We start from the raw sequence: 13,643 nt of genomic DNA, 5'->3' as shown, positions 1-13,643 counted from the left end.
CATAATTTACATATTTAATTCTTTACCACTTGCTAGAAAAGGGAGGTTAAGAGTATACAATTTCAACAGAGAAAGACAACGAAACCATTTAAATTATGAGGTGAGAGAAAATGAAACCACTAATTGGTGTTACTGGGTATTATGTTGATCATAGTGAAATAGGGAAGGAGGGCTTGCGAGGGCTACCAGGTCAAGATATGGCTCTCTTTTCTTATGACTACATCCGCTCCCTTCAAAGGGCAGGTGCAACGGTTGTTCTACTTCCAATTGAGGAAGTGGATCAAATTGAGTCCACACTTAATCAATTAGATGGATTGTTATTGGCTGGTGGCGCGGACATCAATCCAATTTATTACGGTGATACTCCAAAATCATATATAGGCACTGTAGAGGAAGAACGAGATAATTTTGAATTAAATCTGGCAAAGCAGGCTTTAGAAAAAGATATTCCTATTCTAGGAATTTGCCGAGGATTACAGGTGTTAAATGTTGCAGCTGGTGGATCTCTTTATCAAGACTTAGAGCACGAGATGGGGCCAGAATATTTCCATGTTCGAGAACAGTTCCGTAAATGGCAAGGCTCTCATTCTGTAGATCTTCTGGAAGAGGGAAAAATTTATGAGGCTATTGGCCAAAAATCTTTAATGGTTAATTCTTTTCACCATCAAGCAGTGAAAACATTAGGGAAAGATTTTGAGGTGAGTGCATGGTCCTTTGATGGTGTAATAGAGGCTATTGAATCGAAGGCTCATCGTTATGTAGCAGCGGTTCAATGGCATCCAGAAATGATGTCGGAAAGGGATGTCTTGCAGCAACGTTTATTTAACCAATTTGTAAATGAAATTAGTAAAAAGGTAGTTAAATCCTAGCGTGTTATAAATAAAAGAATTGGTGGATGGCTTGGTACGTCATGGTAGTGGGGAAACCAGACTGCTGGCTGCCCGTAAAAGTAATAATCATTGGGGGAAGAACACCCCCAATGATTAAAGTTCCACTCTATTGCAAAGGGGATTGGTATATGAGTCAAGTATCAGAAAAGGCGGTTTCATTCGAGCCAGAAGAAAAAAAGGAAAAAAAAGAATGGAAAATAAACGTATTTGCAATGTTACTTGTCTTGTTAGTCATTGCGGCTGTTATTACACATATATTGCCGGCCGGAAAATATGAGCAGATTGAAAAAAATGGGTATACAACAGTAGATCCAAATTCATTTAAATGGATTGAATCAACGCCACTTGGATTTTTTGATACGGTAAAATCTATTCCTACAGGGATGGTAGAAGCTGCTAATATTATCTTTTTCATTCTTATTATTGGAGGATTTTTTGGTGTATTAAAGGCATCGGGCACAGTTGAGGCTCTTGTTTCAACGATAGCAAAAAAACTTGCTAACCGTGAAAAGTTAATGATTCCTATTATCATGCTGTTCTTTGCACTTGGCGGGTCATTAATGGGAATGGCTGAGGAAGCTTTAGTGTATGTACCTCTATTTATTCCGCTAGCTCTTGCGGTTGGATTTGATACGATAACAGGAACTGTGATGGTACTAGTAGGAGCGTCCGTCGGATTTACAACGGCAATTATGAATCCGTTTACAGTTGGGCTTGCGCAAGGAATAGCGGGTCTTCCGATGTATTCGGGGATGGGATTCCGCCTCATTTTATTTGTAGTCATATATGTAATTGCGGTTACATTCGTCTATCGTCATGCTATGAAAGTAAAGAGGGATCCTGCAAGTGGAATTTACGGAAAATTCGATACAAATAAGCAAGACAGCTTACTAACAGCGAAAGTAGAGTTAACAAAAAGACATAAATGGATATTAACGGCCTTTTTAATCAATTATATTATTCTTGTATTTGGTGTTATTAAGTACGAGTGGTATATAAAAGAAATAGCAGCCTTATTTATTATTTTAACTATAATCATCGCAATCCTCGGCAAGATATCTCTTGATGATACTGTAGAATCTTTTACACAAGGATCGGCATCTTTAATCGGTGGCGCTTTAATCATTGGTATATCACGCGCTATTTTAGTTGTATTGAATCAAGGGCATATTATAGATCCACTACTGTATCAAGTGTCGGAAGAAATGAAACATGTTTCTCCTTTTTTAAGTGTTGTTGGAATGTACAACTTCCAAGTAGCGATTCATTTTATTTTAGCATCAGGTAGTGGTCATGCGATGTTGACAATGCCTATCATGGCGCCACTTGCAGATTTATTGGACATTACACGCCAAACAGCCGTCTTATCCTTTTCATTCGCGGATGGTATTGGAAATATTATTTTTCCAACAGGTGGTACGCTAATGGCTGGATTAGCAATTGCAGGAATTTCATGGACAAGGTGGGCAAGGTGGATTCTTCCTTTAATTCTAATTGAATACTCAATCGGTTTACTAGCAGTTATAATTGCTCATCTTATTGGTTATGGTCCGTCTTAATAAAAGGTGGATATGCTTTCAGTTATAGAAAGTTCGGATTTGAAGAAGATCGCTAAATAATGGTGATAGAAAAGCCCGGTTTAGAAGGGCTTTTTTTCTATGTAAAATTTCATTTGTTTGGTTTACATAATATCTTTACAATCATTTGATGAAATATATGTAACTGCATATTGTGAGGGTGGGTGGTTATCCCTTCTTTCCATTTGGAAGGAAAGGGGATGATAATATGGAGTTTTTGTTTGTCCTTGTAAAAGAATTTGTAAAAGCGACTGTACGTGAAGTTTCAGCGTGTTTTTTGCGGAAGCAACTTCTGGGTAAGGACAACAAAAAAACCACTCCGCGCCGTAGGAAGCAAAAGGGTGGGTTTCGTAAAAAATAGTAACGTGTAATAACCACCACCCTATACGGTAGCAGTTAAGGAAGAGATGTTAGCGCATCTCTTCTTTTTATTATATGCCAATTTATTCGCTGTCACACTTATATAGTATTCTACCGAAAATATATCATACTCCTATTTTGTGGTCAATTTGATCCCGCTTTAACGGGCAGTAAGACCCCCATCTCAAAATTCAGTGGAAGCAAAGAAGTTAGGTGGGGGTCGGGCTGTCCGTAAAAGTCCGATTGGTGAGGGCTGATAATCAGCGGGGGATGAACAAACCCCCCACTGATTAAAGTTTCACTTTATTGCATGATTGAAAAGGTATAGTCTTATTCCTCTTCAAACTGAAAAATATCCCTGTTAATAAGTTGGTGGAGATACTTATCCATTTCAGCCGCAGAAACGCTTCTTTCATTTTTAAACCACCATGCGCTTAATGAGGTGATTGCCCCTGAATAAAACTCAATGATTAAATCGTTTGGCATCGTATGATTTTTGCGCAGTTGATGTAACGCTTCTATTTCTTGTTTTCTCGTTTCGTGACTTAAATACTGTGTCCGGTTAATAAATTGTTCATCAGACATTTGCGTTTCTAATATTTTACCGATTTCTTCATGGTGTAGAAATTGTTCCATTACTTGAAATGGTTTACTTAATCGATCTGAAACGGGTATTCCCGCAATCATCTTGCTGTATCGTTTAAATCCAAATGCTAATAAAGCATCTTTATCTTCGAAGTGTTTATAAAAGGTTGTTCGGTGTACCATCGCACGGTCACATATTTGGTTAATCGTGATCGTACTATATTTCTGTTTTGATTGCGTCATTAATTCAAATAAGGAATCCCACAGTAATTTATGTGTACGTCTAATGCGTAAATCAAGTTGTTTTTCATTATCGTTCATCTACAATTCTCCTTTTTTGTAGATTAAATATACAGTGGCTGAAAATTGATTCTCCCTTTTTAATCTACATATGTATATTATATTACATGTGTTTAGGTATATTTAAAGTTTTTTTAGTAAGAAACAGGAGGAGAATTTGTAAATGAATATGACAACTAAGAGCCCTGCAAGTGGCAAAGTTGATACTTCTAATTTGAAACATACCCCCATTTTAATTGCATTACTTCTAGGGGCAATGGTTGCATTATTAAACGAAACGTTACTTGGTAATGCGTTAACCGTATTAATGAAAGAATTTGGCGTAACAGCTTCAACGATTCAATGGCTTTCTACAGCTTACATGTTAGTAGTTGGGGTTTTAGTCCCGATTACAGCGTTACTTCAACAATGGCTCACAACGAGGCAAATGTTTTTAATCGCTATGGTAACGTTTTTAGCTGGTACATTAATTGCGGGATTTGCGCCGACATTTTCCGTTTTATTAGTCGGCCGTATCGTCCAAGCGGTAGCGACAGGGTTAATTTCACCGTTATTAATGAATACGATTTTAATTATTTGTCCGCCTGAAAAACGTGGTGCAACAATGGGATTAATCGCACTTGTAATGATGGCAGCTCCAGCAATTGGCCCTACATTATCTGGAGTAATCGTAGACTCACTAAATTGGCGCTGGTTATTCTATATTGTTATTCCGATCGTGATCATTTCCATTATGATTGGGATGAGGTACATTCAAAATGTTTCAGAGTTAACAAGGCCAAAAGTAGATTACCCATCTATCCTTTTATCGACACTCGGATTTGGCGGGCTTGTGTATAGCTTTAGTGCATCAGGTGATTTAGGATGGTCCGATGCAAAAGTGTATGGCACTTTAATTGTTGGGCTTATCTCATTATGTATTTTTGTCGTTCGACAATTGAAAATTGAGAATCCAATTTTAGAATTACGAGCATTTAAAGTTCCGATGTTTACATTATCAGTTGGATTAATTGTCATTGTGATGATGTCGTTATTTTCAACGATGACTTTATTACCGATGTTCCTGCAAACCGTTTTACTCGTTACAGCTTTTAAATCAGGAATTATCATGCTTCCGGGAAGTGTTATTAGCGCCATAATGGGACCAATCGCAGGTAAACTATTTGATAAATTTAGTCCGAAAGTTATTATCGTTCCCGGCATTGTCTTAGTAGGAATTGCAATGTTCTTATTTAAAGGCATTACTCCTGATACATCAATGGTACAAATTATTGTCATGCATAGCGTATTAATGGTTGGACTCATGTTTGTCATGACAGCACAAACATACGGTTTAAATCAATTAACACCAGATTTATATCCGCACGGAACAGCACTGTTTAGTACACTGCAACAAGTAGCTGGCGCAATTGGTACGGCTATCTTTATTTCGAAAATGTCTTCAGGAACAGCTAGCTATATGGAAAGCTCCGCAAATCCAATGGACCGAGTAGAGAAGTTAAATGGTTTAACGTCTGGATTCCAAGGTGCATTTGCACTAGGGTTAGTCTTTATCATTGTTGCTTTTATCGTATCGTTGTTTTTAAAAGAAGAGAAAGAGGGAGTAAAGGCAGCGAGGGTTTTACAGAACGAGAATTAAGATTTAAATAAAAAAGACATCTTTAAGAGGTAAAGATGTCTTTTTATATTTCTTTCGTAACACTTGTTTTTGATGTCTTAATACATAAGAATTGGTATGTAAAATATTTGTATTTTTTGAATATGAATAATTATTGAGAATAACGATGCAAAGCTGTGCTAATAACTAAAAGTCCAATAATGAGAGAAAGTGTTCTTATAATAAGTTCTGCCACTAATAGTTCACCAAATGATTTAGTGACATCGTATATAGATCCTGTTATGAGAATAGGTGCAATCATAATTATAATTCCAATTATTATTTGAAGAAGTAGATTGATGTTTTTATTCAAGACAATCACCTCCAAAAAAATAGGGAATGGGAATATGATTTTTTTTGTATTATAAAATGATTATATCGTATTACATTAGACGATGAGAATATTTTTAAATAGTAGAAATTAGAGACTCTTCAATAAAAAGGAATTAAATATGGTATTCTTTAGTTAAGATATGTAAACGAAGACGGGGGAAATGAAGATGGATAAGAAGCTAAAGTATTGGCTAGCATCTATTATAGGGGGAGTAGTACTTGCAACTGGTATGACTTATGGAATATTACAGTTTGCTGAAGTCCCGCTTAAGGGGGAGGACCATGTTTTTGCAGAGGTTAATAAAGAAGACATACTATCGAATGAAGCAGAAGTGAAAGGTTCAAATGCACAACTTCACATTACAGTAACTTCTACTGAAGAAGAAGTTATTTCAGCTATGCATAGCATGACTCATCAAAAAGTAAAAGCGTGTGAAGGAAAGGGAGCAACCCCTATGTCCAAAAAGAATGCAGAGAAAGTAAGAAATATTCTAAACGGAAACAATTTCAAGAACAAAGAAGAGCTATTAGCAATTACTGAAAGATGGGCAAATAGAGATTTTAGTAAAATTGTAGAAGAACATAACTATTTTATTAAACTTCAAGGTGGCAAGATAGGTGAAGCTACAGTGATGGATAAGGTAGACGAGCAAGTATTCTGTCTCAATACTTTCGGTGATGATGTAACGGCCGCATTAATTAAATCAGGAGATCTTCAAGCGCTGTAAGGTGTTTTTTCTCTGATATAAAGAAAGCCTCAAGTATTCATATACTTGAGGCTTTTCCAATGGAAAGATAGGAATGGTCCGAATTCTTTACATTAAGAACAAAGTGGAATTACTCCTAAACCAATTAATAAAGCTGCAGCAACTGCTGGAATTGGTACAGGAATTTGAATACCTTCTACAAATAAGAAATATTGACCACTTACTATTTTAAAACAAACTAATTGCATGGCTATTCCTCCCTTCTTTTAGGGTTAATACATTATATTAATTTATCTATCTATTGATATAGTTAAATTATTTATTTTTAAAAATATAGTTAATATGTGAATAGTTTTCGAAAGGACCTGCTCAATCAATGCGGAAAAACATAAGATGAAACGAATCCATTAAAATACATGAGTGAACCTTAGTTTTCCCCTCTTATCTAAAGGAGGAACTATTATGGGTTATGGTGGTAGTTGTGGCGGTTGTGGCTTTTCTGGAGGCTTTGCTTTATTAGTTGTGTTATTCATTTTATTAATCATCGTTGGAGCTTCTTGCTTCTGCTAAAAACTATTAGAAAAGACACTCATATAGAGTGTCTTTTCTTTCGTGCAAAATGATTCCTGACAATAGCCAACTGTATAAAGTATACGGTATACTTTTGCCTCATTAGACATATAAAAATGTTGGAGGGATGTTATGAAACTAGTAGGGAAGCACATTTATATTCGGCTTTATAAAACTGATGATGCCAACGAGTTAGCTAACTTACATATTAGAAATCGCGAATTTTTTCAACGAGTTTGTCCGTTGCTCCCAGAAGTTTTTTATACAGAAGAACATCAAAAAATACGTCTTGAACAAGCTCTAAAAAAGACAGCTGAAGGGCAAGTATACCCTTTTGGAATCTTTTTAAGAGAAAATGATAAACTGATTGGAGACATTTCATTAACTCAAATTGTTAGGGGAGACCTCCAAAGCTGTTATACGGGATTCACTTTAGATAAGGAGCATAATGCAAGGGGCTATACAACAGAGGCTCTTCAACTTGTTGTAGATTTTGCTTTTAGGGAATTAAAGCTACATAGAATTGAAGCAGGAGTGATGCTTGATAATATAGCATCTATTCGTGTATTAGAAAAAGTGGGGTTTAAAAAAGAAGGTATAGCGAAAGAAAATATAAGGATTAATGGCAAATGGACAGATCATCAAATATTAGCTATTATCAATAGTTTGGATGTGTAAGCTTATTTTGATTCCAATAACGATAATTATGTAAATACGAAACCCCTTCAGCAAGTAAACTGAAGAGGTTTTTTCTAGATACATTGAATCCCGATAAGTGATGTTATGGTAACTAAGTCTTTGTAAGTATTGTCACTATGGTATAATATGGTTAATTATGTTTGTAAAAAGGAGAAATGTTTAATGGGAGTTTTTACAGCATTGTTAGCAACTAGCTCAATTTTATTAGTAGCTTGGGTTGTAGGTGAAAGAGAAAAACAAAATCAATAATAATATTTTATATTTATGGATGAATTAATTATAAAATTAAGAGGGGTTTGGGTATGGGAGACGCATATGGGGGACTAAAATATTTTGGTTTTTTACTTGTATTAGTATTTAGTGCGGGATTTATTATACGTTGGATTTTTCGTGATGTAATTTCGTTAGATCAATTACTTGGTTTAGGTATAGGAATTATTACGTTAATAATGGCGTTTTTTATAAAGAAATACAGTAAAGAGCTAAATACTAATAGTTAATTTATGTTTTCTTTGGATGAGTATCTCGATAGTGAGGAGATACTCATCTTTTCTTATGAGGGATTCAACTTCTTTGTTTATAATACTTCGAATGTATACTTTTATTTTATATTTTGAGAGTATCAGAAGATTTGGTGTGAACTCAATGTTTAAGGTAATTTAAAAGTTTACTTTCAGGAATAACAAAAAAAGAGTCCTATATTAAGAAGACTTTTTTTCTATTTCCCTTATTTTTTTCCGCAACTGTTTGCCAAGTGAACATGCTCATTAAAAATGTTGTTGTTAATTTGTTTTTCATATTTCTTTAATTCTTCATTGATTTTACTGCCAGTTTTACTTTCAAAACTTTTCTCTAATTCTGCTGCTATATCTCTTAGACTTGTTTGTAATTCATGAAATGCCCCTATGTTTTTTTGAAGAGCATATGTATCTTCTTTTATAATATCTATTGATTTAAACCCTACTTCTGTTTTTAACATCATACGTTGCATTTCTCTTTCAATCTGTTTTTTAGCAGCTTGTAACTCCTCAACAACCTGATTCGCTAAATCTCCTGTAACACTTTCGATTTGCTTTTCTATCTTTTTAATTTCCCCCATAAAATCCATCATATAATTATCTCCTTATCTAAACTGAAAATTCCCCGCTAATTGATTATCTTTATCCCTAAGTGAATTTGCTGCATCACTAATTTCATCCCCAAATCTACTTAAACTTTTTTGTTCTTTTCTTAAAAGATGAATTAATTCTTCTGCTATGTGTACATCGTGAAAATAGTCATTTCCACCTTCTTTCGTTTTGGCAATTCGTGAGATGGCTTCATCTATTTCGTATGCTTCTAATAGATGATATTTCCCACCTGGTCCTGTTTCATATTTTAATTGACTTTTCAACTTTTGAACCGCTTCAGCTTCTCTTCTTTGAAACTCTTCTATATTTTTTGCTATATCTAATAATCGATTACTGAGCATTTGAATTTTTTGTGCTTGTCTTATAATATCTTCAGGTTCTAATTTTAATAGGGGGCTTCCATTTGAATGAAAGGATCCCTTAAATGTATCTCTGCCGTGTCCGTCCATAGTTAAACGTGTAAAAAAATCTTCTTTTGTATCATTCTGTCTCACTGTAAATTGCTTACCAATTAGAGGTGCACCGAATTGAGTATGGTTACCAATTGGGTCATTCTCATGTGTATAATCCGTAGCTTTGTTTTCCATTTCCCCTCTATCTACTCGTTTTTTCGCTTCAGGACTTAGCAAACGATAAGGGTTTGGTGCAGCCCATGTAGTTGCATAAAAATTCCGTTCCGAAGCAACATAATCAGCTTCTGCGCCTCCTTTACTATGCCCTGTAGCATGCACATAAGTTGGCTGATATGTTTCATTTACTTTATCTACCCATTCCAATCCGGTATTAAAAGATGTTGCAAAATCTGGTTTTACTGTTTGACTATTACTTGGAGTAATTACTTTAGAATGTGTTTTAATTCCAAACGTAATTTGATCGATATCTGTTTCGAAATCTGCTAATTGCTTAGGCTCTGTTCCACGAAATGCAAATACTATAGTTTCATAGTGAGTTTTATTCTCTTTATAATCATTTTTCGGTACCACTGCAATAGCTTGTAATCCATTTTTCACTTTTTGACAATCTGCATCTATTGATTCTATAACAACCCATTTTTTACCATTAACACCTTTTATTTCTACACCTTTGTGCAAAAATTTATCATCATACACTTTATCTGATAGTTCGAAGTAATCTTCATCTGTCGCAATTGAATTCTTTTTAAATTCACTCATATCTTTCAACTCATTTCATGGTATATTTTAACTATATTCAAATACAAGGGGATTTTTTATGAAGAAAAAATTAGTAATTATTTTATCCATTATTTGTATTATAGCAGGAGGATATTTTACAATGGAATACTTAAAACATAAAGAAAAAGAAGAATTTTTTTGGAAAACACAAGAAACAAGAGTAGAAAAGTATATTCATTATAATGTTAAAGATGTTAAATCGATTACATTTATAGAACATAAAATAAGTCCAATGGGAATTCCGTCTATAGAAGGATATATAAATGATGATAAAGATCTATGGTTTGATGCTAGTATCAGTACTACAGAAAACTTCGAAGATAAATTTTCACGTTCTGGAGAACTAGGAAAACTTATAAAAGACCCTGAAAAATCCGTATCCGAAATTGAAAAGGAAGAGAAAGAAAAGAAAAAAGAATAGTCTCTGCACTATTCTTGTCTATCCCATTTTAAAAAGAATGTAATGGTAAGTTTTTTATAAGGGGCATTTCTAATGAAGAAAGTAGTTATTTTAATTGTATCTGCTTTGTTACTCATAGCAGGAGGATTTTTTACTTTGGAATACTTAAAACATAAAGAAGAAGAGGAAAAGTTTTGGAAAGTACAAGAAGCACGAGTAGAAAAGTATATTCGTTATAATATTCAGGATGTAAAATCTATTACGTTTACAGAAAAGAGTGTAAGTCCTATGGGAGTCCCAAGATTAAAAGGTTATATAAATAATAATAAAGAATTAGATTTCATAGCTCGTATAAGTACAACTGAAAACTTTGAAGATAAGTTTACATGTTCTGGAGAACTATATGATAACTACATGAAAAAACCAGCAAAGTCCGTATCTGAAATTGAAAAAGAGGAGAAGGAAAAGAAACAAGATTAGTTTTTGCACTACTCTTATTTTCTGTATCCCATTTTAAGAAGAATACATTGGTAGACTTTTTATAAGGAGATTTCCAATGAAGAAAGTAATGATTTTGGTTGTATCTGCTATAGTGCTCATAGCAGGAGGATATTTTACTATGGAATACTTAAAACAAAAAGAAAAAGAAGAAAAGTTTTGGAAGGCACAAGAGGCACGAGTAGAAAAGTATATTCATTACAATATTCAAGATGTAAAATCGATTACATTTAAAGAACACAGTGTAAGTCCAATGGGTGTTCCCAGATTAAAAGGTTATATAAATAATAATGAAGAATTGGATTTTATAGCTTATATTAGTACTACAGAAAATTTCGAAGATGATTTCACACGTTCTGGAGAACTTGGAAAACTTATAAAAGACCCTGAAAAGTCGGTATCTGAAATTGAAAAAGAAGAGAAGGAAAAGAAACAAGAGTAGTCTTTGTGATTACTCTTGTTTTTTATTATAGAAAAATAAAATATTTGAAAGTTTTTAACAATGCATTATAATATATTTAGTAAAATTAACCAAATGCGCATTTTACTCATTATGTACTAAAGGGGAGATGAAAATGGCTGGACAAATTCGTATGTCACCAGAGGAGCTTAAATCGAAAGCGACTCGATATGGACAAAGTGCAAATCAAATTGAGGACATTTTACGTCAACTACAAAACTTACAAAATGAATTAAGAGGAGAATGGGAAGGCCGTGCATTTGAAGGTTTTGACCAACAGTTCAATGAATTAAAGCCAAAAGTACTAAACTTTGCACAGCTATTACAAGAAATTAATATGCAGCTTAATAAAACTGCAGAGGCTGTTGCTTCTCATGATGAAGAATTATCACGTAATTTCGGTTTGAAATAAGAAATGTTGTAATTTCTACATAAAATTCTTGGAAAATGATAGAAAGTAGACTAGTATTCAAAAGTTTACATTCGAAGATACATAATAAAAAACAGTAGTGAATTTTATACACTACTGTTTTTTTATTGTTTCTTGCAAGTGAATTATTTATATTCCTGTCTATATAATTTAAACGAATAAATAGCTCCAATAAAAAATACAAAAGCTTCAAATAATATAAAGATTTGACGGAAATTCTCAATATCTTTACCAACTAAAGAAATAAATATAGCATTCATTAGAATTTGAGTAGTAAACATACGAGAAGTAATTTTTAAATAAATAGCATTTGTTCTTTCATCTGGTTTACCAATTTTTTTGTAAATAATAATAAGTGCAATTACTGAACCCAAAAATAGAAGTGCTGTAAGTCCTACAACGATATTAAAATTAGCTGTACTTTCTAGCATCCATTTATTTAATAGATCAATCATTATTATCTTCCTTTCCTACATAAGAGAATATTTCGTTCTTCTTTTTCACTATAATAAAAAAAGAAAAAGGAAAACATCGAACTTTCTTACAAACATTCGTGTATTCTTACAGTTTTGTCATTTTGTAAATGTATTCATCGCCTTGCCTTTCACTATTTTCTTTGGAAAACATAGTGAATTACGAGAAAGAGCGCTACAAGATCAACTTCCAAGAAGTAGTGCACTAAAACTCTTAATTAATGCAATTAGTTTGTTTTAAAGTAGTAAGTGGACAATACTTCTTAGTTGTAGAAAGTATCGAGATCCCTGTGCCAATTCCAGCGTTTGCTGCAGCTCTATTAATTGGTTTAGGAATAATCCCGCTTTGTTCTTAATTTAAGGAATTACAAACAGTTCTACCTTTCAATTGATAAGCCCTCAAGTGTATGAATGCTTGGAGGTTTCTTATAAAAAAAAGACGCCATAAGGCGCCCCCACAATTGGGTAGATAAGACTTTAGTTTTCCAATCTAAAGAAGTTTTGTATCAGCACTTTGAGAGTATATCATAATATTCGGTTCATTTATTATGCATTTTTACATACCTATTAAAATACCTCTATTTTCCATTTGATAAAATGCAATCCCAATATTGTTAATAATTAGATAAATATTTCTACAAATTGAAAATATTTACAAAAGATACAAAAGTGATACATTTAAGGTGCAAGTTATAAAAAATATTTAAGGGGGATTTATTATGTTTAAGAAATTAGTAGTAGGAACATTAACAACTGGTATCGTATTAACTGGAGGGATTGGAGCAACATCAGCAAGTACAGAAGGTGTAGATCATACTAAAAATTCTGCACCAATTGTCCAACGTACCCAAATACTTAAAGATGATTTCAGTCTGATGAATGGTGAAAGAGAAGTACCGTTCGAGCATGTAAAAAAAGCAGATATGAGAGTTCATATGACAAACAATACTAAAGGTACACTTGATTGGTCTTTAAAAGACTCAAAAGGTAATGTTATTGGTTCTGGATCGTTAGCAGCAGGAAAGGGTTTTACAAATACGTACAATACTCTTCCAAAAGGTAAATATAAGCTTAAAGTTACTCACAGAAATGGTGGTTCTGGATCATTCTATGCAGCTGCTCGTACTTTAGACTAATATACATAGAATCATCTTAAGTATATTAAAGAAGAACAATCGGGGAGTTTGAGGATTAAGGAGTTTTGTTATAATATCATCGCGCTAATGCAAAATCAAAAAAGGCCTACCTAGGAAATGAAGTGCACCCCAATTGTTAGACACATAACTAACAATTGGAGGTGCATTTTTTATGGCTAAATTTTCTTCAAAAGATAAAATAAAAGCAGTAAAACGATATCTAGAAGGTACGGAAGGCGGAAAAA

Annotated in this window: 19 protein-coding genes and 1 pseudogene; 14 read left to right on the top strand and 6 right to left on the bottom strand. The window is 33.6% G+C overall.

Annotation, left to right across the window (positions count from 1 at the left end; genetic code table 11):
* Positions 1-110: 110 nt before the first annotated feature.
* The 3 genes from EBQ15_RS28945 to EBQ15_RS31330 all read left to right on the top strand — a co-directional run bounded on the left by EBQ15_RS28945 (position 111) and on the right by EBQ15_RS31330 (position 2,828).
* The gene (locus tag EBQ15_RS28945) at positions 111-869 is read left to right on the top strand and encodes a gamma-glutamyl-gamma-aminobutyrate hydrolase family protein (protein WP_000803242.1); all 759 of its coding nucleotides are present in this window, start codon (positions 111-113) and stop codon (positions 867-869) included.
* A gap of 149 nt (positions 870-1,018) precedes the next feature.
* Positions 1,019-2,449 (top strand): YfcC family protein, encoded by a 1,431-nt coding sequence (locus tag EBQ15_RS28940; RefSeq protein WP_000084610.1) that lies wholly within the window; start codon positions 1,019-1,021, stop codon positions 2,447-2,449.
* A 226-nt stretch (positions 2,450-2,675) separates the two neighbouring features.
* Positions 2,676-2,828 carry a hypothetical protein gene (locus EBQ15_RS31330; RefSeq protein ID WP_000394793.1) on the top strand — a complete coding sequence of 51 codons (153 nt, stop codon included), beginning with the start codon at positions 2,676-2,678 and terminating at the stop codon, positions 2,826-2,828.
* Between the two features lie 329 nt (positions 2,829-3,157).
* On the opposite strand, the gene EBQ15_RS28935 is transcribed toward EBQ15_RS31330, so the two are convergent.
* Complete coding sequence (locus EBQ15_RS28935; RefSeq protein ID WP_000999310.1) at positions 3,158-3,733, bottom strand: TetR/AcrR family transcriptional regulator; 576 nt, start codon at positions 3,731-3,733, stop codon at positions 3,158-3,160.
* A gap of 142 nt (positions 3,734-3,875) precedes the next feature.
* On the opposite strand from EBQ15_RS28935, the gene EBQ15_RS28930 reads away from it, so the two are divergent.
* Complete coding sequence (locus tag EBQ15_RS28930; protein WP_001057526.1) at positions 3,876-5,351, top strand: MDR family MFS transporter; 1,476 nt, start codon at positions 3,876-3,878, stop codon at positions 5,349-5,351.
* A 130-nt stretch (positions 5,352-5,481) separates the two neighbouring features.
* Here EBQ15_RS28930 and EBQ15_RS28925 read toward each other — a convergent pair whose 3' ends face one another.
* Positions 5,482-5,682 (bottom strand): hypothetical protein, encoded by a 201-nt coding sequence (locus EBQ15_RS28925; protein WP_001038824.1) that lies wholly within the window; start codon positions 5,680-5,682, stop codon positions 5,482-5,484.
* Positions 5,683-5,869: 187 nt separating this feature from the next.
* On the opposite strand from EBQ15_RS28925, the gene EBQ15_RS28920 reads away from it, so the two are divergent.
* Positions 5,870-6,430, top strand: a complete 561-nt coding sequence (locus tag EBQ15_RS28920; RefSeq protein ID WP_000358637.1) for a PRK06770 family protein — start codon at positions 5,870-5,872, stop codon at positions 6,428-6,430.
* A gap of 92 nt (positions 6,431-6,522) precedes the next feature.
* Here EBQ15_RS28920 and EBQ15_RS31845 read toward each other — a convergent pair whose 3' ends face one another.
* Entirely contained in the window at positions 6,523-6,657 is a 135-nt protein-coding gene (locus tag EBQ15_RS31845; protein WP_001177693.1) for a hypothetical protein, read from the bottom strand.
* A gap of 214 nt (positions 6,658-6,871) precedes the next feature.
* On the opposite strand from EBQ15_RS31845, the gene EBQ15_RS28915 reads away from it, so the two are divergent.
* The 3 genes from EBQ15_RS28915 (at position 6,872) to EBQ15_RS28905 (ending at position 8,178) form a co-directional block, all read left to right on the top strand.
* A complete protein-coding gene (locus tag EBQ15_RS28915; protein ID WP_000540375.1) occupies positions 6,872-6,979 on the top strand; it encodes a YjcZ family sporulation protein in 108 nt (35 codons plus the stop codon).
* A 132-nt stretch (positions 6,980-7,111) separates the two neighbouring features.
* The gene (locus EBQ15_RS28910) at positions 7,112-7,657 is read left to right on the top strand and encodes a GNAT family N-acetyltransferase (RefSeq protein WP_000779773.1); all 546 of its coding nucleotides are present in this window, start codon (positions 7,112-7,114) and stop codon (positions 7,655-7,657) included.
* Between the two features lie 323 nt (positions 7,658-7,980).
* Entirely contained in the window at positions 7,981-8,178 is a 198-nt protein-coding gene (locus tag EBQ15_RS28905) for a hypothetical protein (protein ID WP_000502022.1), read from the top strand.
* A 227-nt stretch (positions 8,179-8,405) separates the two neighbouring features.
* Here the strand turns inward: EBQ15_RS28905 and EBQ15_RS28900 are convergent, their stop codons facing one another.
* Together EBQ15_RS28900 and EBQ15_RS28895 are read right to left on the bottom strand one after the other, a co-directional pair.
* Positions 8,406-8,789, bottom strand: coding sequence for a hypothetical protein (locus EBQ15_RS28900; protein WP_000968641.1), 384 nt, complete (start codon positions 8,787-8,789; stop codon positions 8,406-8,408).
* A gap of 12 nt (positions 8,790-8,801) precedes the next feature.
* Positions 8,802-9,980 carry an alpha/beta hydrolase family protein gene (locus EBQ15_RS28895; protein WP_001288654.1) on the bottom strand — a complete coding sequence of 393 codons (1,179 nt, stop codon included), beginning with the start codon at positions 9,978-9,980 and terminating at the stop codon, positions 8,802-8,804.
* A 58-nt stretch (positions 9,981-10,038) separates the two neighbouring features.
* On the opposite strand from EBQ15_RS28895, the gene EBQ15_RS28890 reads away from it, so the two are divergent.
* From EBQ15_RS28890 to EBQ15_RS28875, 4 genes are all read left to right on the top strand, one after another.
* Positions 10,039-10,422, top strand: coding sequence for a DUF1433 domain-containing protein (locus EBQ15_RS28890; protein WP_000728330.1), 384 nt, complete (start codon positions 10,039-10,041; stop codon positions 10,420-10,422).
* Positions 10,423-10,494: 72 nt separating this feature from the next.
* Positions 10,495-10,881, top strand: a complete 387-nt coding sequence (locus tag EBQ15_RS28885) for a DUF1433 domain-containing protein (RefSeq protein WP_000758184.1) — start codon at positions 10,495-10,497, stop codon at positions 10,879-10,881.
* A 76-nt stretch (positions 10,882-10,957) separates the two neighbouring features.
* Positions 10,958-11,341, top strand: coding sequence for a DUF1433 domain-containing protein (locus tag EBQ15_RS28880; RefSeq protein ID WP_000757421.1), 384 nt, complete (start codon positions 10,958-10,960; stop codon positions 11,339-11,341).
* A 133-nt stretch (positions 11,342-11,474) separates the two neighbouring features.
* Positions 11,475-11,771 (top strand): WXG100 family type VII secretion target, encoded by a 297-nt coding sequence (locus EBQ15_RS28875; RefSeq protein WP_033693069.1) that lies wholly within the window; start codon positions 11,475-11,477, stop codon positions 11,769-11,771.
* Between the two features lie 143 nt (positions 11,772-11,914).
* Here the strand turns inward: EBQ15_RS28875 and EBQ15_RS28870 are convergent, their stop codons facing one another.
* Positions 11,915-12,244 (bottom strand): hypothetical protein, encoded by a 330-nt coding sequence (locus EBQ15_RS28870; RefSeq protein WP_000566270.1) that lies wholly within the window; start codon positions 12,242-12,244, stop codon positions 11,915-11,917.
* A 139-nt stretch (positions 12,245-12,383) separates the two neighbouring features.
* On the opposite strand from EBQ15_RS28870, the pseudogene EBQ15_RS32145 reads away from it, so the two are divergent.
* Both EBQ15_RS32145 and EBQ15_RS28860 read left to right on the top strand, forming a co-directional pair.
* A pseudogene (locus EBQ15_RS32145) lies at positions 12,384-12,500 on the top strand (transposase); the annotation flags it as partial.
* Positions 12,501-12,981: 481 nt separating this feature from the next.
* Positions 12,982-13,398, top strand: a complete 417-nt coding sequence (locus EBQ15_RS28860; protein WP_000473853.1) for a hypothetical protein — start codon at positions 12,982-12,984, stop codon at positions 13,396-13,398.
* Positions 13,399-13,643 lie beyond the last annotated feature (245 nt).

It is taken from the genome of Bacillus sp. 2D03, from assembly GCF_003946765.1.
Classification (GTDB): Bacteria; Bacillota; Bacilli; order Bacillales; family Bacillaceae_G; genus Bacillus_A; species Bacillus_A cereus.
Note: the sequence above shows the minus strand (reverse complement) of the source record. Positions and strands in the feature narration are given on the sequence as shown.

Bases quoted from the DNA above. Each gene is read 5' to 3' on its own strand.
- EBQ15_RS28945 (WP_000803242.1), top strand. From the start codon at position 111: ATGAAACCACTAATTGGTGTTACTGGGTATTATGTTGATCATAGTGAA.
- EBQ15_RS28940 (WP_000084610.1), top strand. From the start codon at position 1,019: ATGAGTCAAGTATCAGAAAAGGCGGTTTCATTCGAGCCAGAAGAAAAA.
- EBQ15_RS31330 (WP_000394793.1), top strand. From the start codon at position 2,676: ATGGAGTTTTTGTTTGTCCTTGTAAAAGAATTTGTAAAAGCGACTGTA.
- EBQ15_RS28935 (WP_000999310.1), bottom strand. From the start codon at position 3,733: ATGAACGATAATGAAAAACAACTTGATTTACGCATTAGACGTACACAT.
- EBQ15_RS28930 (WP_001057526.1), top strand. From the start codon at position 3,876: ATGAATATGACAACTAAGAGCCCTGCAAGTGGCAAAGTTGATACTTCT.
- EBQ15_RS28920 (WP_000358637.1), top strand. From the start codon at position 5,870: ATGGATAAGAAGCTAAAGTATTGGCTAGCATCTATTATAGGGGGAGTA.
- EBQ15_RS31845 (WP_001177693.1), bottom strand. From the start codon at position 6,657: ATGCAATTAGTTTGTTTTAAAATAGTAAGTGGTCAATATTTCTTATTT.
- EBQ15_RS28915 (WP_000540375.1), top strand. From the start codon at position 6,872: ATGGGTTATGGTGGTAGTTGTGGCGGTTGTGGCTTTTCTGGAGGCTTT.
- EBQ15_RS28910 (WP_000779773.1), top strand. From the start codon at position 7,112: ATGAAACTAGTAGGGAAGCACATTTATATTCGGCTTTATAAAACTGAT.
- EBQ15_RS28905 (WP_000502022.1), top strand. From the start codon at position 7,981: ATGGGAGACGCATATGGGGGACTAAAATATTTTGGTTTTTTACTTGTA.
- EBQ15_RS28900 (WP_000968641.1), bottom strand. From the start codon at position 8,789: ATGATGGATTTTATGGGGGAAATTAAAAAGATAGAAAAGCAAATCGAA.
- EBQ15_RS28895 (WP_001288654.1), bottom strand. From the start codon at position 9,980: ATGAGTGAATTTAAAAAGAATTCAATTGCGACAGATGAAGATTACTTC.
- EBQ15_RS28890 (WP_000728330.1), top strand. From the start codon at position 10,039: ATGAAGAAAAAATTAGTAATTATTTTATCCATTATTTGTATTATAGCA.
- EBQ15_RS28885 (WP_000758184.1), top strand. From the start codon at position 10,495: ATGAAGAAAGTAGTTATTTTAATTGTATCTGCTTTGTTACTCATAGCA.
- EBQ15_RS28880 (WP_000757421.1), top strand. From the start codon at position 10,958: ATGAAGAAAGTAATGATTTTGGTTGTATCTGCTATAGTGCTCATAGCA.
- EBQ15_RS28875 (WP_033693069.1), top strand. From the start codon at position 11,475: ATGGCTGGACAAATTCGTATGTCACCAGAGGAGCTTAAATCGAAAGCG.
- EBQ15_RS28870 (WP_000566270.1), bottom strand. From the start codon at position 12,244: ATGATTGATCTATTAAATAAATGGATGCTAGAAAGTACAGCTAATTTT.
- EBQ15_RS28860 (WP_000473853.1), top strand. From the start codon at position 12,982: ATGTTTAAGAAATTAGTAGTAGGAACATTAACAACTGGTATCGTATTA.